This window comes from Marinobacterium zhoushanense, from assembly GCF_014641945.1.
GTDB lineage: Bacteria > Pseudomonadota > Gammaproteobacteria > Pseudomonadales > Balneatricaceae > Marinobacterium_D > Marinobacterium_D zhoushanense.
The window spans coordinates 44,510-62,061 of sequence record NZ_BMIJ01000006.1; the positions used below are offsets into that span (position 1 = coordinate 44,510).

Sequence of the window (17,552 nt, forward strand, 5' to 3'; positions counted from 1 at the left end):
TCCTGTTAGGTTTGCCTGTATGACGAGCCGCCAACGGGAGATGTGACATGCAGTGACAACTTTTTTGAGTTTTTTTGCGAAGTGCTCATCCTGCTAGTGCTGGCTGCGCCAGATCCAGGCTCTCCAGCAAGCAGTTCTCCAGGACTTTCACAGCAGCAGACGGCGCCGAATCCAGGCGGTGCAGCACCAGTTTCAGAGAGGGCAGCGACGGCAGGCCGTAGCGCTTATCGAGCATTTGCAGATCGCTTGGCATCCCAACCGCCGTGCGCACGGTAAGCCCAAGACCCGCCTGGGTGGCAGCCCAGATACCTGCCAGGCTGCGACTGGTGATGCTGATGCGCCAGGGAATACCGGCCCTGTCCAGCGCATCGAGCGCAGCCTGGCGCACCAGACAGGGCGCCTCGAACAGGATCAGGGGCAGGGGGCGTAGCCGGAAATCCTCGCTATCGCCCCCGCCGATCCACTGCATTGGATAGGAGCGCAGGGGCAGGGTATTGGGCAGTGGGTGGCCATCATCCCAGGCCAGGGCAAGATCCAGCTGCCCCTGGCGGACGCTATTGACCAGCTCGGCGTTGCGCGCAATCTGTACCTCGATCTGGATACCTGGGTAGGCGCGTTTAAATCGGCCCAGTGTCTGCGTCAGCAGCTGCTCACCGAAATCCTCCTGCAATCCCAGGCGTACCTGGCCCTGCAGATTCACCTGATGCAACGCCATCACCGCTTCGTCGTTGGTGGAAAGGAGTTGGCGTGCATAGGAGAGCAGCAGCTCGCCGGCAGGCAACAGCTCCAGATTGCGGCCGGCACGCCGCAGTATGGGTTGGCCGATCTGCTCCTCCAGCTTTTTCAGATGGGCGCTGACTGCGGAGGTGGAGCGGTTCAATGTCTGCGCGGCGCTGGCAAAACTGCCCAACTCAATGCCGGTCATGAAGCTGCGCAGGGCTTCAAGATCGAGTGTCATCTTGCGCATGTTTAAATCCTGAAATAGTGGATTGTATGTTCAATATGTTTTGATTTTTTAAACTATGGTCGGTCGTTACTCTGTGCCTGTCAATCACAGCTTGAACAGGAAAAGGGAGAGACTAACCATGCCATTCACCCGAATAGCGCTGCGCGAAGGAAAACCGGATCACTACATTCAGGGCGTATCCGATGCGCTGCATCGCGCGCTGGTCGATTGCTTCGAGGTGCCGCCGGCGGATCGCTTTCAACTGATCGAGGAGCTGCCGGCAGGCCGGCTGGTGTGCGACCGTCACTATATGGCGGCAGACGGTAGAACCGCGAACACGATTATCTTTCAGATCACGGCGGGGCGTGAACGCAGCGAGAAGACACGCAATACGTTCTTCGCTCGCCTGGTGGAGGAGCTGCAGGCGAGCGTTGGAATAAGTGCAGCCGATGTGATGGTGATCATCACCACCAATCGGCTCGGTGAGTGGTCGTTCAGCGGCGGTGTCTCGGCAGGAGCGCAAGCATGATCTCGATGCAGTACCGCTTCGTATTGCCCGCCGACTACGACATGCAGATCATTCGTCAGCGGATCAGCGACAAGGGGCATCTGCTGGATAACTTTCCGGGGCTGATGTTCAAGGCATACCTGTTTGCTGACACCCTGAACGCTGAATCGCCTGCGCCATTCAAGCTCTATGCGCCTTTCTATCTTTGGGAGAATACGTTGGGTATGAAGCGTTTTCTCTGCAGTTCTGGCTTTGAAGGGGTTCAGCGCTCCTTCGGGCGTCCACAGCTGATGAGCTGGATTCCGTTGGCCCAGACCGTGCTGCCTTCCGTACGGCAGGCCCGTTATGCGAGCAGGGCGCTAGTGAAGCTGAAACCGCTTGCCTCTTTGGAGACGCTGGAAGCGGAAGAGGAGAAATATGTGCAGGCGCAGATCACACGGAATAATGCTTTGGCGTGCATATCCGCGCTTGATCCTCATAATTGGACCCTGATGAGGTTCTCGCTCTACGCACAATCGAACCCGTTGGTTGACGGCGTCGATATCGAATTCTATCAGGTCGGCTATGTGGCGGGGCCGAGCTGACCGGTTGGTGCAGCGTCTCCTCTGAGCCGCTGTCCCAATGGTCAGCTTTTCGCTGGGTTTGCTGGCCGTTCATCCAGGATTCCGGCTACCATTGGGGCGCTATCCTCCACTGAATATGGACGCTCATCACCATGAAATCGCTGGGTCTGCTGCTTTCTGCCGTTTTTCTCGCACTGCCATTACTGTCCGGATGCAGTGACGACAGTGACAAAAGCGAAGTGAGCGGACCGCCGCCGTTACGTCCGGTAAAAACGCTCGTTGTGCAGGCGCCACAGCAGGGCCGTTGGCGCGAACTTCCGGGCGTGGTGAAGGCGTCACGTGAGGTGGAGCTGGCGTTTAGGGTCAGCGGCAAGCTCGAACAGCTGCCGGTAAAAGAGGGCGATAGGGTCCAGGAGAAGCAACTGCTGGCGCAGCTCGATGCCACCGATTTCAACATTCAGCTCAATGCCCGCCTGGCCGAATACGATCAGGCGCTGGCCGACTTTGAACGCGGCCAAACGCTGGTCCAGAAAAACCTGATCGCGCGAGCCGATTTCGATAAGTTGAAAGCCCAGTATGAGTCGGCCAAGGCGGCGCTGGAGTCCGCCCGGCAAAATGTGGAATACACCTCGCTACGGGCGCCTTTCGCCGGTCGGGTCGCGAAACGCAATGTGGAGAGTTTCGAGGAGCTCGCCGCCGGTCAGCCGGTGCTGGTACTGCAGGATACCAACGGTGTCAGCATCAGCGTGGATGTACCGGAAAGCATCATGATCCGGGTCCGTGAGGATGCTGTACCGGAGCTGACTGCCAGTTTCGATCAAATACCGGATCAGCAATTCCCGCTGTCGCTGCTGGAGGTGTCGACCCAGGCCGACAAGAGTAGCAACACCTACAAGGTCACCTTCGCGATGCACGCTACCGAGGGTTACAACCTGCTGCCCGGCATGTCGGCCACCGTACGTGGCCAGGCCGACCCACGCGTTGCCGTGGCAGACCTCCTCTATCTGCCCGCCCAGGCGGTGCTGGAGGATGACGACGGACATTTCGTTTACCTGGTCGATCAAACCCAGCCGGGACAGGGCAGCGTCGAGCGCCGGGCAGTGGAGGTCGGTAGTTTGACCTCGCTCGGGCTGGAGGTGATATCCGGTCTTGCCGTTGGTGACCGCGTGGTGGTGGCCGGCATGAGCAAGATGCACGCCGGCCTTGAGGTCAAGCTGATGTCGGAGGTGGGCCAGTGAATATCACAGCCGGTGCGATCGGCAATAGCCGTCTCACCTGGGTGCTTGTGCTGTGTATCGTGCTTGCGGGTATCGATACCTTTTTGAAGATGCCACGTGCTTACGATCCCGGCTTCATCATCCGCGCTGCCCAGATCACCACCCAATTTCCGGGCGCCAGTCCGGAACGTGTCGAACAGCTGATAACCTCCCCCATCGAGGATGTGGTGAAAGAGATACCGGAGCTGGATTTCGTGAAAAGCGAATCGCGTACCGGCGTGTCCATCGTCACCGTCAATATCAGCGAAAGTTACAAGGATATGCGGCCGATCTGGGATGAGCTGCGGCGTAAGGTCGACGATATCCGCTCCGATATGCCGGATGGCGTGGTCGGCCCCAGCGTCAACGACGAATTCGGCGATGTGTTCGGTATCGTGATGTCGATCACCGGCGAGGGTTTCAGTTACGCCGAGGTGGAGAGGGTGGCGGAACAGGTCAGGGATCGCCTGCTGCGGATACCGGATGCGGCGAAGGTGGAGATCTACGGCGACCAGGAGGAGCGGATCTTCGTTGAGTTCGACAACGCCCGTCTGTCGGAACTGGGTATATCGCCCAATCAGCTGTCCCAGGCCTTGGCCACGCGCAATATTGTCATACCGGGTGGCTCCTTCGCCCTGGGCAATGAACGGATTGCGCTGGAGCCGAGCGGCAATTTCGAAACCGTGGAGGATATCCGTAAAACCATACTGAGTATTCCCGGCAGCGAGAACCTGCTTTACCTCGACGACATCGCCGAGGTGTCCCGCGGCTACGTGGACCCCGCTCAGGCGCTGGTGCACTCCAGCGGAACACCGGCGCTGGCGCTCGGTATCGCCATGCGCGAAGGGGGGAACAATATTCTGTTGGGCGAGCAGGTGCGGGCGGCGCTGGATGAGCTGCAACCGAACTACCCCTACGGTATCGAGTTTGACCTGGTCAATTTCGTTCCTGATGAGGTGGACCAGAAGGTGCGGGATTTTGTCGTCAACCTGCTGCAGGCGGTGGCGATCGTCACGCTGGTGATGCTGATCAGTTTGGGGCTGCGTACCGGGCTGGTTGTTGCGTCGCTGATCCCGCTGGCAATGCTGTTGGCGATCATCGTCATGTCGGTGCTGGGGATCGGGCTGGATCAGATCTCGTTGGCAGCACTGATCATCGCACTGGGGATGCTGGTGGATAATGGCATCGTGATGTCGGAGAGCATCATGGTGCAGATGGAGACGGGTAAACGTGCGCTGGCGGCGGCGGTGGACTCTGCTGCCGAGTTGAAGATCCCACTGCTGACCGCCTCGCTGACGACGGCGGCGGCGTTTCTACCGATCTACCTGGCCGAGTCCAACGTGGGCGAGTTCACCGCGTCTCTGTTCAAGGTGGTGACGATTACACTGTTGAGCTCCTGGGTGATTTCATTGACCGTCATTCCGATGCTGTGCGTCCATTTCATGAAGGTGGCGCCGCGCAGCGAAGCCTTCGATAGCGGCCTATATGGGATCTATCGACGGGCGCTGCTGGCGCTGTTGCGGCATCGCTTCATCACCCTGGCCGTGACGCTGGTGGTGTTTGCCGTGGCGATGCTGGGGTTCCGCTATCTCCCCAACCTGTTTTTCCCGCCGTCGGACCGGCTCTATTTCAAGGTGGAGCTGGAGCTGCCGGAAGGAACCGCCATCGAGCGTACGGAGCAGGTGGTATCCGAACTTGAGCGCTATATGCAGCGGGAATGGGTGGTGAGTGATTCCCGCGCCAGCGGGGTAACCAACTGGGTCAGCTATGTCGGTAACGCCGGGCCCAAGTTCATCCTCTCCCACAACCCCAAACCCTCGAATCCGAGCTATGCGCTGATGATCGTCAATGTCAGTGATCTGGCGCTGGTCGATCCGGCGATGGACGGCGTCAGGGCCTATGCCTTCGAGCATTTTCCCGATCTGCGGCTGAAAACGCGCAGGATTGAGAACGGTCCCTCGGTAGAAAATCCGGTGGAGGTGCGCCTGTCGGGGCAGGATAGCGCGTCGCTGTTCAACGCTGTAAAGGCGCTGAAGGTGCGTATGGCGGAGATCGGCGGTCTGGATGCGATCAGCGACGACTGGGGCCAGCGGATCAAAAAGCTGGAGATACGTATCGACCAGCCGCGAGCGTTGCGGGCCGGGGTCACCAGTCAGGATATCGCCATTTCGCTGCAGGCGGGGTTGAGCGGTCTGGAGATGACCGAGTATCGGGAAGGGGAGGACTCGATACCGGTCATCCTGCGCTCTCACGCCTCGAATCAGCAGGATATCGGCAAGGTGGAGGGGTTGTCGGTGTTTGTGCAATCCACCGGTCAGTCCGTTCCGCTGACACAGGTGGCCAATCTGGCGGTGGTATGGGAAGCCGCACGCATATTCCGCCGTGACGGGGTGCGTACGGTAACTCTGGGGGCACAACTGCAACCCGGCGTCACCGCTGCGGAAAAGTTCGCGCAGCTTAAACCCTGGCTCGATCAGCAGAAGGACAGCTGGGGCACCCGCGTACGTTACGAGTTCGGCGGCGAGAGCGAGTCATCGGCCAAGGCCAACCAGTCGATCATCGACAAGCTGCCCGTTGCGGCACTGATCATCGTGCTGGTACTGGTGGCCCAGTTCAACTCGATTCGCAAATCGTTCATTATCCTGACTACCGTTCCGCTCGGGCTGATTGGTGTGGTGGCGGGGCTGTTGCTGGGGCACTCATTCTTCGGCTTTATGACCTTTCTTGGCATCATCTCGCTGGCCGGTATCGTGATCAATAACGCCATCGTGTTGCTGGAGCGGATCAAGATCGAACTGGATAGCGGAGTAGAGCCGCAGGTGGCGATCGTCTCGGCGGCCATGCAGCGGGCCCGACCCATACTGTTGACCACGTCGACCACCGTACTGGGGCTGTTGCCCCTCTACTTGGGTGGGGGCGAGATGTGGGAGCCGATGACGATTGCGATCATGGCTGGTTTGCTGTTCTCAACCCTGCTGACACTGGGGGTGGTACCGGTGCTCTATGCGTTAATCTACGGTATACGCTATTCGAAGGCAGGATGAGAGACGGGTGGCAGCTGGTCTCGAATTACTACCGATCTCGATGAAACTTATACAAATGAAGCTGGGAAAGAAAAATGGATCAGGATTATCAGTCTGGCGTCATCGCACCGCAGAACCGGGATGCGCTGTTTCTCTGTTTTAACGGCAACCACGAACCGGGAAGCGAACAGCAGGTGCGGGCATTTCTGGGTGGGTTGCCGCAAAAAGTCGAGGCGCTCAGGGCACGCCTGCCGGAAACGGATCTTCACCTGACTGCCGCCATCGGCTCCGCCTATTGGGACCGTATCTGCCCAGAGGAGAGGCCAGCGCTGTTGCGGCCCTTCCCCGCGCTGGAAAAGGGGGCGCGTGTCGCGCCCTCGACACCGATCGATCTGCTGTTCATTGTGCGGGCTGATCAATACGACGCGTGCTTCGAACTGTCGCGCGAGATCGAACAGGCGCTTCAGGGTGCCGTGACGTTGGTGGACGAGGTGCACGGCTTCCGTTATCTCGACTCACGAGACCTGACCGGCTTTGTCGATGGCACGGAAAATCCCGAGGGCGATGACCGGCTTGACGTGGCGCTGGTCGGTGATGAAGACCCTCAGTTTGCCGGTGGTAGCTACCTGCACCTGCAGCGCTACGAGCATGACCTGTCGGCCTGGAACCGTCAGTCGCTGAAGGAGCAGGAGGATACCTATGGCCGCACCAAGGCCGACAATATCGAGTATCCCAGCGCCGAGAAATCCCCCCATGCCCATACCAAGCGTACCTCGCTGAAAAGGCCCGACGGCAGCTCCATCGAGATCCTGCGCCAGAGCATGCCCTATGGCGACGCGGCCCGTAAGGGGCTGATGTTCGTCAGTCTGTGCCGTACGCCGGAGAATTTCGAACTGATGCTCAAGAGCATGGTGGAGGGGGACGAAGAGGGCAGGGCCGACCGTATTCTCCAGTTCACCCGCGCAGTGTCAGGGGCTGCGTTCTTTGTTCCCGCCAACAGTTGGTTACAGCGTCTGGGCTAAACCAGCCAGCAGCGAAATACAGGGCCTCGCCGGTGAGGCCCGCGTAACCTACGGCAGAGTGCCGGCTAGTTCACTATAGTTTGGACAGGTGAGCAGTCTGCGGTAGTCCGCTCGTGACGATCGGCTAAATCCAGCAGGCTGCAGGAGTTAGTTCTCAGGAGGTTTCACCATGACACTGACACCTTCGACGATGATTGCATTGGGCCATGAGGCAACCGAGTTCAACCTGCTAGAACCCAAAACCGGACGCTATCTCTCCAGTGCGGATCTACCCGGACCAGAGGGGATGCTGGTGGTGTTTATCTGTAACCACTGTCCCTTTGTGCGGCATATCGAACCGGGATTGATTCAGCTGGGACGGGACTACGCAGGCAAGGGGATCGCCATGGTTGCGATCAGCAGCAATGACGCTGCAACCCATCCTGAAGATGGTCCGGAGAAGATGGCGGAGAAAGATTACCCTTTCCCCTACCTGTACGACGAAAGCCAGCAGGTGGCCAAGGCGTATGACGCCGCCTGCACACCGGATATCTTCCTGTTTAATGGCGAACGCGAACTGGTTTATCGCGGCCAGTTCGACGACTCCCGGCCTAACAACGATCTCCCGGTGACGGGAAAGGATCTGCGCGCGGCGATGGATGCGCTGCTGGCCGGTAAGAAGCCGTCGACCGAGCAGAAGCCGAGCATCGGTTGCAATATCAAGTGGCGGGCATACCACCGGGCGCAGTGATTGCGCCTGGTTGGCAGGTCAGCGTTCGGACGATAGCGCCCAGAGGTTGATTCCACCTTCGATCGCGTAGCGGTCGATCTCGGCCAGCTCCTCGGCACTGAAGTGCGGGTTGTCCAGTGCGGCCAGGCTGTCGAGCAGTTGCTCGGGTCGGCTGACGCCGACCAGCGCCGAGGTCACCCGGCTGTCGCGCAGCACCCAGGCGATCGCCATCTGGGCCAGGCTCTGACCCCGGCGACGGGCGATCTCGTTCAGCGCGCGGATACGATTCAGGTTGTCCTCGGACAGGTGGGAACTCTGCAGCGACTTCTTCTGCGCGGCGCGGCTGTCTTGCGGAATCCCGTCAAGGTACTTGTTCGTCAGCAGACCCTGCGCCAGCGGGGAGAACACGATGCTGCCGGTGCCGACGTCCTCCAGCGTATCGAGCAGGCCATCCTCTTCGACCCAGCGGTTCAACATCGAGTAGCTTGGCTGATGGATCAGGCAGGGGGTACCCAGCTCACGCAGTATCTCCACCGCTTCACGCGTGCGCTGCGAATTGTAGGAGGAGATGCCGACATAGAGCGCCTTGCCCTGGCGCACGGCGCTGTCCAGTGCGCCCATGGTCTCCTCCAGCGGCGTATCCGGATCGAAACGGTGGGAGTAGAAGATATCGACATACTCCAGCCCCATCCGTTTCAGGCTCTGGTCCAGGCTGGCCAGCAGATACTTGCGGCTGCCCCACTCGCCGTAGGGGCCAGGCCACATGTCGTAACCGGCCTTGGTGGAGATGATCAACTCGTCTCGGTAACCGGCAAAATCCGTTCTGAGAATCCTTCCGAACAGCGTTTCCGCCGATCCGGGTGGCGGGCCGTAGTTGTTGGCCAGATCGAAGTGGGTGATACCGTTGTCGAACGCGGTGCGGCAGATCGCACGCGCCGTGTCGGGGCGGCTGTCCTCGCCGAAGTTGTGCCACAGACCGAGGGATAGAGCGGGCAGTTTCAAGCCACTACGGCCGCAGCGGTTGTAGCGCATCTTCTCGTAGCGTGCTGTCGATGGGGTGTAGGGCATGTTCGGGTTCTTAGTTCTGTGTAGATGACTCGCCGGTGCGTGCCTTCAGATAGGCGTTGTAGTCCGGTATCCGGCGCTGATAAGCCCCCGTCAGGTAGCGGGAGGCGAAGATGAAGTCGGCCGAGGCCTCGTTGCAGGCGACCGGGATGTTCCAGACCGCGGCAAGGCGCAGAAGCGCCTTGACGTCCGGGTCGTGCGGCTGGGCATCAAGCGGATCCCAGAAGAAGATCAGCAGGTCGATCTCGCCTTCGGCGATCCGGGCGCCCAACTGCTGATCGCCGCCCATCGGGCCGCTGAGCAGGGACGCAACCGGCAGTCCGAGCTGCTTGCTCAGTCGGTTGCCGGTGGTACCGGTGGCGTAGAGCCGATGCTTGGCCAGCTCCGCCTTGTGCCGGTCGGCCCAGGCGAGCAGGTCGGGTTTGCGGTTGTCGTGCGCGACCAGTGCGATCCGTTTCTCGCCGGGCATCGCGACCTCTGTGGTATGCATCGGCTCAAGCCTCCGGTTACGGGCCTTTTATTGTCCCTTGATCTCTTTCAGACCATTGTAGACCGCCTTGTCGCCCAGCTCCTCGGCGATGCGCAGCAGGCGGTTGTACTTGGCCACACGATCGGAACGGCACAACGAGCCGGTCTTGATCTGGCCGGCGGCGGTGCCCACCGCCAGGTCGGCGATGGTGGTGTCCTCGGTCTCGCCGGAGCGGTGCGAGATCACCGCGGTGTAGCCGGCCTCCTTGGCCATGCGGATCGCATCCAGAGTTTCGGACAGGGAGCCGATCTGGTTGAACTTGATCAGGATGGAGTTGGCGATCCCCTTGTCGATCCCTTCCTTCAGGATCTTGGTGTTGGTCACGAACAGGTCGTCGCCGACCAGCTGCACCTTGTCGCCGATCTTCTTGGTCAGGTAGGCCCAGCCGGCCCAATCGGACTCATCCAGGCCGTCCTCGATAGAGACGATCGGGTAGTTTTCGGTCAGCTCGGCGAGGAAATCGCTGAAGCCCTCGGCATCGAACACCTTGCCTTCGCCGGACAGGTCGTACTGACCATTCTTGTAGAACTCGGAGGCGGCGCAGTCCAGCGCCAGGGTCACATCCCTGCCCAGCTCGTAGCCGGCGGCACTGACCGCTTCCTTGATCACCACGAGGGCCTCCTCGTTGGAGCCCAGGTTCGGCGCGAAACCGCCCTCGTCGCCGACCGCAGTGTTCAGGCCGCGGGCCTTGAGTACCGCCTTCAGCGCATGGAAAATCTCGGCGCCACAGCGCAAAGCATCGGCGAAGTTGTCCACGCCCACCGGCTGCACCATGAACTCCTGGATGTCGACGTTGTTGTCGGCGTGCTCGCCGCCGTTGAGGATGTTCATCATCGGCACCGGCATGGAGTACTGACCGGCGGTGCCGTTCAGCTCGGCGATATGCGCGTAGAGCGGAATGCCTTTCTCGGTCGCCGCCGCCTTGGCCGCAGCCAGTGACACCGCGAGGATGGCGTTGGCGCCAAGCTTGGACTTGTTGTCGCTACCGTCCAGCGCCAGCATGCGGTTATCCAGTTCGCGCTGATTGGATGCATCCATACCGATCAGGGCGGCACGGATCACGCCGTTGATATTGTTAACGGCGGTCTGTACACCCTTGCCCAGATAGCGCGACTTGTCGCCGTCACGCAGCTCCAGCGCCTCGCGCGAGCCGGTGGAGGCGCCGGAGGGAGCACAGGCGCTGCCGACAACGCCTGATGCCAGGATCACGTCGGCTTCGACGGTGGGATTGCCGCGGGAGTCGAGTACTTCGCGGGCCTTGATATTAGCGATACGGATCATAGCGCGTCGAGTTCCTCATGGTTGTACTGTCGTTCGCCCGCTCCTGCATGGAGAGGGGTGTCCTGCAGCATCTCCTGCTGCTCGGCATATTCGGCACGGATATTAAAACCCTGTGGCCAGTCGCTGCAGAGCGTTTCGTTGGCACAAGCGTGAGAAGCGGGGTGCATAGGTTCCTCCGTTATTCTTGTTAGCGTATTTGGTCGCCCACGCGGACGATCTTCAGGGTGTTGGTGCCGCCCTGGGCATTGAGATAATCGCCCTTGGTGATCAGTACCAGATCGCCTTTGCTAACTACCTCGCGTCGAACCAGCTCATCCACTGCCAGTTGATTGATCTCGGCGGCAGGCAGGTTGGCGGTGTCGAAGGGGACCGTTTTCACGCCGCGGTAGAGTGCGACGCGATACTGGGTATCCGGATGGCGTGAGTAGGCGAAGATCGGTTGCGGTGAGCGGATGCGTGACATCAGCAGCGGTGTGGCGCCGGTCTCGGTCATGCAGATGATCGCCTTGACCCCCTCTAGATGGTTGGCCGCGTACATCGCCGACAGCGCAATCGACTCGTCGATATGTCTAAAGGACTCGCTCAGGCGGTGTTTCGATTTATGTGCCTGCGGATGTTTTTCGGCGCCGATGATCACCCGCGCCATCGCTTCCACGGTCTCGATCGGGTAGGCGCCGGCGGCGGTTTCCGCCGACAGCATCACCGCGTCGGTGCCGTCGAGCACGGCGTTGGCCACGTCGAATACTTCGGCACGGGTCGGCATCGGTTGGGTGATCATCGACTCCATCATCTGGGTGGCGGTGATCACCAGTCGGTTCAGGGTGCGGGCGCGGCTGATGATATGCTTCTGCACCCCGATCAGCTCGGCATCGCCGATCTCGACGCCGAGATCGCCGCGCGCCACCATTACCGCTTCCGATGCGAGGATGATCTCATCCAGCACCTTGGGATCCTGCACGGTTTCCGCGCGCTCGATCTTGGCCACCAGCCCCGCCTTGCCGCCCGCGGCCCGCAGTAGCTCGCGCGCCTGGTTCATGTCGGCGGCGCTGCGGGGGAAAGAGACGGCGAGGTAGTCCACGCCGATCTCGGCCGCGGTCTTGATATCGGCGAAATCCTTCTCGGTCAGCGCTCCGGCCGAGAGTCCGCCGCCCTTGCGGTTGATCCCCTTGTTGTTGGAGAGCGGGCCGCCGATCAGGACCTCGCACTGAATACGGCTGCCTTCGACAGCGACCACTTCGAGTTCGACGCGGCCATCGTCGAGCAGCAGGATGTCGCCCGGATTACTGTCGCTGACCAGCTCTTCGTAGTCGATACCGACGCAGGTGGCATCGCCTGCGTTCTTGTCCAGTGCAGCGTCAAGGTCGAAGCGCTGCCCCTTGGTCAGCTGTACCTTGGTCTCCGCGAAGCGAGCGATGCGGATCTTTGGGCCCTGCAGGTCGCCCAGTACGGCGACGTAGCGACCATGCTTGGCGCCAAACTCGCGCACCAGCGAAGCCCGGCGCTGGTGATCCTGCGGACTGCCGTGGGAAAAGTTCAGACGCACCACGTTGACGCCGGCCTTGACCAGCGCCTCTATCGCTTCAGGCGTGTCGGTGGCGGGTCCCAGTGTTGCGACTATCTTGGTCCTGCGTTGCATCGTCTCAGGCCTCTGCTTGCATCAGTGCCAGCGTGTTGTCCAGCATTCGGTTGGAGAAACCCCACTCGTTGTCATACCAGCTCATCACCTTGACCAGGCGGCCGTTCACGCGGGTCTGGCTTGCATCGAAGATGGAGGAGTGGGGGTTGTGGTTGAAGTCCACCGATACCAGCGGCAGTTTGTTGACCTCCAGTACGCCCTTGAGCGCACCCTTGGCCGCCTCCTCGATCACCGCGTTGACCTCTTCGACGCTGGTGTCGCGTCCGGCTTCGAAGGTCAGATCCACCAGCGATACGTTGATGGTCGGTACGCGCACTGCCATGCCGTCCAGGCGGCCGTTCAGTTCCGGCAGCACCAGGCCCACGGCAGCGGCGGCGCCGGTCTTGGTCGGGATCATCGAGTGCGCGGCGGCGCGGGCACGGTACAGGTCCGAGTGGTAGACATCCGACAGCTTCTGGTCGTTGGTGTAGGAGTGGATGGTGGTCATCAAACCGTTATTGATGCCGATGGCGTCATGCAGCGGCTTGGCGATCGGTGCCAGGCAGTTGGTGGTGCAGGAGGCGTTGGAGATGATCTGGTGCTCGGCGGTCAGTACGTTCTGGTTGATACCGTAAACGATGGTGGCGTCTGCGCCATTGGCCGGAGCGGAGATGATCACCTTGCGGGCGCCGGCTTCCAGGTGAGCGGCGGCTTTTTCCCGTGCGGTGAACAGGCCGGTGCACTCATACACCACATCGACCTCAAGCGCTTTCCACGGCAGCTTGGCCGGGTCGCGCTCGGCGATGATGCGGATACTGTCGCCGTTGACGATCAGGTTGTCGCCATCCACCGAAACTTCGCCGTTGAAGCGACCGTGCACGGTGTCGAAACGGGTCAGGTGAGCGTTGATCTCGGCATCGCCGAGGTCGTTGATCGCGACGATCTGGATCTGTTCACGTTTGCCGGATTCATACAGCGCGCGCAGTACATTGCGACCAATGCGTCCATAACCGTTGATTGCGACTCGAATGCTCATCAGATACCTCGATTGTTATTGGGGTGTGAGATCTTTAGGTAGTAAAATTACATATTTTATCGCCTTATTTTGATCTCAAGTCAAATTTATATTTGTTTTATTACGTAATGTTTTCATTGTTTCTCGCTATGCGTAACTAATGGCAGGCATTGCGGGGACAGGTTGCCCGGTCCATGTGAGCACGGAGTTTGGCATCTGTTGGGCGGGGGAGGCGCTCGCTCTTCCGGTCATGGAAAGTGAGTGGAGGAGGTAAGTTTCTTACATATTTGTTATTCTGCGGTACAAGAGCCTCTTCGATGTTGTGAAAACTACTAGTAATTAGGTAGTAGTGGCGAGTCGCCAGTTACCACGGAGCGGAGAGGGGCGGTATGTCAGTTTTGTTGAGGTGTGGTCGATCGGATGAATTCATTCAATATATTGCAGCAGATTACGTCAGCCCTGGAGTCTTTGAATCGCTCCGAGCGCAAGGTGGCCGATGTGATCTTGTCCGATCCTCAGGCGGCGACCCGCTCCTCGATCGCCACCCTGGCCAAGGCGGCACAGGTCAGTGAGCCGACCGTCAACCGTTTCTGCAAGCGCTTCAATACGGCGGGCTTTCCCGATTTCAAGCTGAACCTGGCGCAGGCGCTTGCCAGCGGCGTACCCTATGTCAATCGCAATGTGGAAGCGGACGACACCGCCGACAGCTATTCGCCGAAAATCTTTGAAGCGACCATCGCCAGCCTGGCCTACGCGAAGGAGAAGATCAGCCCTGCGGTCGTAAACCGGGCCGTCGATCAGCTGATTCAGGCCAAGCAGATACTGTTCTTCGGTCTCGGGGCCTCGGGGCCGGTGGCCCAGGATGCGCAGCACAAGTTCTTCCGCTTCAATATTCCCGTCGCGGCCTATGATGATGTGCTGATGCAGCGGATGGTGGCGGCAGCCTCAGGTACCGGCGATGTCATCGTCATCATCTCCTACACCGGACGTACCCGTGAACTGGTGGATATTGCCGAGCTGGCGCGCGCTAGCGGCGCCACGGTTATCGGTATCACCGCACCGAACTCGCCGCTGGCCAGGCACTGTACGGTCGTGCTCGATGTCGAGGCGCCGGAGGATACCGATGTGTACATGCCGATGACCTCCCGTATCGTACACCTGACCGTCATCGATATCCTGGCTACCGGGGTCACCTTGCGCCGTGGTCCGGACTTTCTGCGTCACTTGAAGGCGATCAAGGACAGCTTGAAAGAGACTCGCTACCCGGCTGAGCCGCGGGTATAGCGGTAGCCTGGTATCTCCAGCGTAAGGGAAGGGCTCAGTCGGAGCCTTTTTCCTCACGCAGCAGCTGTTCTTTCAGAACACTGTTTTCCTGCTTCAATTTCTGCTCGCTGACGCGCAATTCGAATGCTTTCTTATACTCCTGATCCAGGCGCTGGTTGAGTTCATCCAGACCTTTGCGCTGCTGTTCATTCTCACGCTCCAGTTGTTCAATCCGGCGCTGCAATGCGATCAGTTGTGAAAGATCTGCCGCCTGGTGGTCCCGTTTTGACTCTTCGAGGTTTTCAAGCGTGGGGTGTAGCTCGCTGAACAGATGGCTGTAGAGTGCCTTCAGGTCGGACTCTTCACGCTCCGAGTAGCGGACGCCGTTGGCGACGACACTGTGTGCAGCTGCTGCGCCGATAGAGCCGGCGAGCAAGCGCTCCAGCATGCGGTGGAACTCCATCAATTCGATAACGGTAATTTGCTTTCTGTTACCCGTCTGGAGGTTTTCGCGCAGCAGGTTGAGTGTGCTTCTGACTTTGTTTGGATGTAGGTAACGGGTCAGTACCGATTGGGCTTCGGTGATTTTGGGTTCCAGGTCGATATAAGCAGTCATGCCGGTGGGACGTGCGCGTGTATGCACAGGATTGCCGCGCATACATTCGAGCAGTTCATCCGTTAGCCTTCGCTCGGTTTTGTCGGAGTGGAAGAGTCGGCTGAACAGCCAATAGGCCACGATATTGAATATTAATGACCAGAATACGCTGTGGCTGAGCGGAGAAAATATCTCCATACCAAACAGGTGTTGGGGGCGGAGCAGGGCGATGCCGAAAGGTCCATCCGTCAGAATCTGAGCGCTGAGCCAGCCTTCGGCAACCCATGCGGGCAGCACCAGGGTGTAGAACCAGAGTGCGAAGCCGCAGGCCAGTCCCCAGAAAGCGCCGTGACTGTTACCGCCTCTCCAGAACAGACCGATTAACATGGCCGGAGCACACTGCAGAACGGCGGCGAATGAGATTACCCCCATGGCGACCAAAATGTATGACTGGCCCAGCGCAAGGGCGGTCAGGTAGGCACCGCCCAGAATCAGTGCAACCATGGCCCAGCGCAGTTGCAGCCCCCAGCTACGCAAGGCTTCGAGCACAGGAAGGCGTTCGCAGAGGGGGAGTATCAGGTGATTGGAAGCCATGGTGGCCAGCGTCATCGTGGTGATAAGGATCATGCCGGTGGCAGCGGCGTATCCCCCTAGAAACGACAAAAGGGTCAGGGTTTGGCTGTCCGCCAGTTGCGGAATCATCAGCATGAATCGGTCGCCGTGTTCGGCGGGAATACCCAGCAATAGGCCTGCGCCGGTGATCGGGATAACGAACAGGCTGATCAGCAGGGTGTAGAGGGGCATGGCCCATATCAGAGTCCGCAGGTGGCTGCTGTCGCTGTTTTCGACCACCGCGACATGGAACTGTCTGGGGAGGCAGAAAAAGCCGGCAAACCCCAGCAGGATCAGCGTTATCCAGTCGACCGGGGCGTGTTCGCCGGTACCGGGGCTGAGAACCGTGGTGTTACCGCTCTGTCTGAGCTGCTGAAAGATATCGCCGGGACCATCAAACAGGTGGAAGGTGATAAAGCCACCGATGATCAGCATGGCGCCGAGCTTGACCACACACTCCACCGCCAGGGCGGCGATCATGCCCTGGTGTCTTTCGGTGGGGTCGAGCCTGCGGACGCCGAACAGGATGGTAAACAGGATCATCAGAACGGTGACCAGCAGGCCCGCCATATTCCACTCGGCCTCTCCTCCCTGGCCGGGGGCAATGACACTCAGCGAATCGGTCACCGCCTTGATCTGCAGTGCGATATAGGGCAGCAGGCCAAAAAGCGCAATCAGCGTAACCAGCGCTGCGATCGACTGTGAATGACGGTAGCGGGTGGCGATAAAGTCGGCGATGCTGGTGATGCGGTACACCTCCTTGGCGCGCACTATCCGTATCGATATCACGCCAACCAGCGATGAGCCCAACATGGTACCCAGGTAGATAGCCATAAACTGCAGGCCCGATGCGGCGGCAAACCCGACACTGCCGTAGTAGGTCCAGGAGGTAAAGATAACCGCTTGTGAAAGCACATAGGGCCAGCGGGAGGTAAAACGAAAACGGCCGGTCGCGATTCGGTGCTCTACCCACTGGGCCAGTGCGAACAGCACGCCCATGTAGATTAGCACCAGCAGTAGTACGGTCAGCGGAGAAAACATCGCCAGGTAACTCCCGGCTTGGAACAGGGTTTACTAACAGTATTGGCAGTAGAGGGGAGGGCTGCAACCGGACGGAAAAAACAAAGCCCTGCATAAGGCAGGGCTCTGTCTACATAATCAATGGTGGTGAGGGGTGGATTGTACCCCTTCGGGCCGTTGTGCTGCGCTGCAGCTCAACGTCGTCTCGCGCTGTTGGCGCTCGGCTCGAACCACCTTCGGCGGTTCTCATCCACCCGGAGATTCAGGTGGAAAAAACAAAGCCCTGCACAAGGCAGGGCTCTGTCTACATTATCAATGGTGGTGAGGGGTGGATTCGAACCACCGAAGCTCGCGCGTCAGATTTACAGTCTGATCCCTTTGGCCACTCGGGAACCTCACCAGAGGGCGCGTATGTTAGAGCTATGGCGTGTGCTTGTAAAGCGTCCATCGACGATATTAACCGGCTTTTTTGACGTGCATGGGATGTGTGAAAAATGGTGCTGGAATGAAAAAAAATCTTCTGTATCCTG

Annotated in this window: 15 protein-coding genes, 1 tRNA gene and 1 other RNA gene; 7 read left to right on the top strand and 10 right to left on the bottom strand. The window is 59.6% G+C overall.

Annotated features, from left to right (window positions below; genetic code table 11):
• Positions 1–85: 85 nt before the first annotated feature.
• Positions 86–967: a LysR substrate-binding domain-containing protein gene (locus tag IEX40_RS14445; RefSeq protein ID WP_188749510.1), complete on the bottom strand. Its 882-nt coding sequence runs from the start codon at positions 965–967 to the stop codon at positions 86–88.
• Between the two features lie 118 nt (positions 968–1,085).
• Between IEX40_RS14445 and IEX40_RS14450 the strand changes: the two genes are divergently transcribed.
• From IEX40_RS14450 to IEX40_RS14475, 6 genes are all read left to right on the top strand, one after another.
• Positions 1,086–1,475, top strand: coding sequence for a tautomerase family protein (locus tag IEX40_RS14450; protein ID WP_188749512.1), 390 nt, complete (start codon positions 1,086–1,088; stop codon positions 1,473–1,475).
• Positions 1,472–2,038, top strand: a complete 567-nt coding sequence (locus tag IEX40_RS14455) for a DUF4865 family protein (RefSeq protein ID WP_188749514.1) — start codon at positions 1,472–1,474, stop codon at positions 2,036–2,038. The genes IEX40_RS14450 and IEX40_RS14455 overlap by 4 nt, the downstream gene beginning before the upstream one ends.
• Before the next feature lie 131 nt (positions 2,039–2,169).
• Complete coding sequence (locus IEX40_RS14460) at positions 2,170–3,255, top strand: efflux RND transporter periplasmic adaptor subunit (protein ID WP_188749516.1); 1,086 nt, start codon at positions 2,170–2,172, stop codon at positions 3,253–3,255.
• Positions 3,252–6,317, top strand: coding sequence for an efflux RND transporter permease subunit (locus IEX40_RS14465; RefSeq protein WP_188749518.1), 3,066 nt, complete (start codon positions 3,252–3,254; stop codon positions 6,315–6,317). The genes IEX40_RS14460 and IEX40_RS14465 overlap by 4 nt, the downstream gene beginning before the upstream one ends.
• A 74-nt stretch (positions 6,318–6,391) precedes the next feature.
• The gene (locus IEX40_RS14470; RefSeq protein ID WP_188749520.1) at positions 6,392–7,318 is read left to right on the top strand and encodes a Dyp-type peroxidase; all 927 of its coding nucleotides are present in this window, start codon (positions 6,392–6,394) and stop codon (positions 7,316–7,318) included.
• Between the two features lie 169 nt (positions 7,319–7,487).
• Positions 7,488–8,048, top strand: coding sequence for a thioredoxin family protein (locus tag IEX40_RS14475; RefSeq protein WP_188749522.1), 561 nt, complete (start codon positions 7,488–7,490; stop codon positions 8,046–8,048).
• Positions 8,049–8,066: 18 nt separating this feature from the next.
• On the opposite strand, the gene mgrA is transcribed toward IEX40_RS14475, so the two are convergent.
• The 6 genes from mgrA to gap are packed head-to-tail and all read right to left on the bottom strand — an operon-like array spanning position 8,067 to position 13,553.
• Complete coding sequence (mgrA, locus tag IEX40_RS14480; RefSeq protein ID WP_188749524.1) at positions 8,067–9,095, bottom strand: L-glyceraldehyde 3-phosphate reductase; 1,029 nt, start codon at positions 9,093–9,095, stop codon at positions 8,067–8,069.
• A gap of 10 nt (positions 9,096–9,105) precedes the next feature.
• On the bottom strand, positions 9,106–9,582 hold the full coding sequence (locus IEX40_RS14485; RefSeq protein WP_188749526.1) for a methylglyoxal synthase: 477 nt from the start codon (positions 9,580–9,582) through the stop codon (positions 9,106–9,108).
• 27 nt (positions 9,583–9,609) lie between these two features.
• Positions 9,610–10,902 (bottom strand): phosphopyruvate hydratase, encoded by a 1,293-nt coding sequence (gene eno, locus IEX40_RS14490; RefSeq protein ID WP_188749528.1) that lies wholly within the window; start codon positions 10,900–10,902, stop codon positions 9,610–9,612.
• Positions 10,899–11,069: a hypothetical protein gene (locus IEX40_RS14495; RefSeq protein WP_188749530.1), complete on the bottom strand. Its 171-nt coding sequence runs from the start codon at positions 11,067–11,069 to the stop codon at positions 10,899–10,901. Before IEX40_RS14495 ends, eno begins: the two co-directional genes overlap by 4 nt.
• Positions 11,070–11,089: 20 nt before the next feature.
• Positions 11,090–12,538, bottom strand: coding sequence for a pyruvate kinase (pyk, locus tag IEX40_RS14500; RefSeq protein ID WP_188749531.1), 1,449 nt, complete (start codon positions 12,536–12,538; stop codon positions 11,090–11,092).
• 4 nt (positions 12,539–12,542) lie between these two features.
• Positions 12,543–13,553 (bottom strand): type I glyceraldehyde-3-phosphate dehydrogenase, encoded by a 1,011-nt coding sequence (gene gap / locus IEX40_RS14505; protein WP_188749533.1) that lies wholly within the window; start codon positions 13,551–13,553, stop codon positions 12,543–12,545.
• Between the two features lie 399 nt (positions 13,554–13,952).
• Here gap and IEX40_RS14510 point away from each other — a divergent pair, with 399 nt between their 5' ends.
• Positions 13,953–14,816 carry a MurR/RpiR family transcriptional regulator gene (locus IEX40_RS14510; protein ID WP_188749535.1) on the top strand — a complete coding sequence of 288 codons (864 nt, stop codon included), beginning with the start codon at positions 13,953–13,955 and terminating at the stop codon, positions 14,814–14,816.
• A 34-nt stretch (positions 14,817–14,850) separates the two neighbouring features.
• Here the strand turns inward: IEX40_RS14510 and IEX40_RS14515 are convergent, their stop codons facing one another.
• The 3 genes from IEX40_RS14515 to IEX40_RS14525 all read right to left on the bottom strand — a co-directional run bounded on the left by IEX40_RS14515 (position 14,851) and on the right by IEX40_RS14525 (position 17,422).
• A complete protein-coding gene (locus tag IEX40_RS14515; protein ID WP_188749537.1) occupies positions 14,851–17,043 on the bottom strand; it encodes a hypothetical protein in 2,193 nt (730 codons plus the stop codon).
• Positions 17,044–17,164: 121 nt separating this feature from the next.
• Positions 17,165–17,293, bottom strand: a non-coding RNA gene (locus tag IEX40_RS14520) — RtT sRNA.
• A 45-nt stretch (positions 17,294–17,338) separates the two neighbouring features.
• A tRNA-Tyr gene (locus tag IEX40_RS14525) sits at positions 17,339–17,422 on the bottom strand.
• Between the last annotated feature and the right edge of the window lie 130 nt (positions 17,423–17,552).

What these genes read in the sequence shown, in the direction of transcription:
- IEX40_RS14445 (WP_188749510.1), bottom strand. Translation starts at nt 967, where the DNA reads ATGCGCAAGATGACACTCGATCTTGAAGCCCTGCGCAGCTTCATGACC.
- IEX40_RS14450 (WP_188749512.1), top strand. Translation starts at nt 1,086, where the DNA reads ATGCCATTCACCCGAATAGCGCTGCGCGAAGGAAAACCGGATCACTAC.
- IEX40_RS14455 (WP_188749514.1), top strand. Translation starts at nt 1,472, where the DNA reads ATGATCTCGATGCAGTACCGCTTCGTATTGCCCGCCGACTACGACATG.
- IEX40_RS14460 (WP_188749516.1), top strand. Translation starts at nt 2,170, where the DNA reads ATGAAATCGCTGGGTCTGCTGCTTTCTGCCGTTTTTCTCGCACTGCCA.
- IEX40_RS14470 (WP_188749520.1), top strand. Translation starts at nt 6,392, where the DNA reads ATGGATCAGGATTATCAGTCTGGCGTCATCGCACCGCAGAACCGGGAT.
- IEX40_RS14475 (WP_188749522.1), top strand. Translation starts at nt 7,488, where the DNA reads ATGACACTGACACCTTCGACGATGATTGCATTGGGCCATGAGGCAACC.
- mgrA (WP_188749524.1), bottom strand. Translation starts at nt 9,095, where the DNA reads ATGCCCTACACCCCATCGACAGCACGCTACGAGAAGATGCGCTACAAC.
- IEX40_RS14485 (WP_188749526.1), bottom strand. Translation starts at nt 9,582, where the DNA reads ATGCATACCACAGAGGTCGCGATGCCCGGCGAGAAACGGATCGCACTG.
- eno (WP_188749528.1), bottom strand. Translation starts at nt 10,902, where the DNA reads ATGATCCGTATCGCTAATATCAAGGCCCGCGAAGTACTCGACTCCCGC.
- IEX40_RS14495 (WP_188749530.1), bottom strand. Translation starts at nt 11,069, where the DNA reads ATGCACCCCGCTTCTCACGCTTGTGCCAACGAAACGCTCTGCAGCGAC.
- pyk (WP_188749531.1), bottom strand. Translation starts at nt 12,538, where the DNA reads ATGCAACGCAGGACCAAGATAGTCGCAACACTGGGACCCGCCACCGAC.
- gap (WP_188749533.1), bottom strand. Translation starts at nt 13,553, where the DNA reads ATGAGCATTCGAGTCGCAATCAACGGTTATGGACGCATTGGTCGCAAT.
- IEX40_RS14510 (WP_188749535.1), top strand. Translation starts at nt 13,953, where the DNA reads ATGAATTCATTCAATATATTGCAGCAGATTACGTCAGCCCTGGAGTCT.
- IEX40_RS14515 (WP_188749537.1), bottom strand. Translation starts at nt 17,043, where the DNA reads ATGTTTTCTCCGCTGACCGTACTACTGCTGGTGCTAATCTACATGGGC.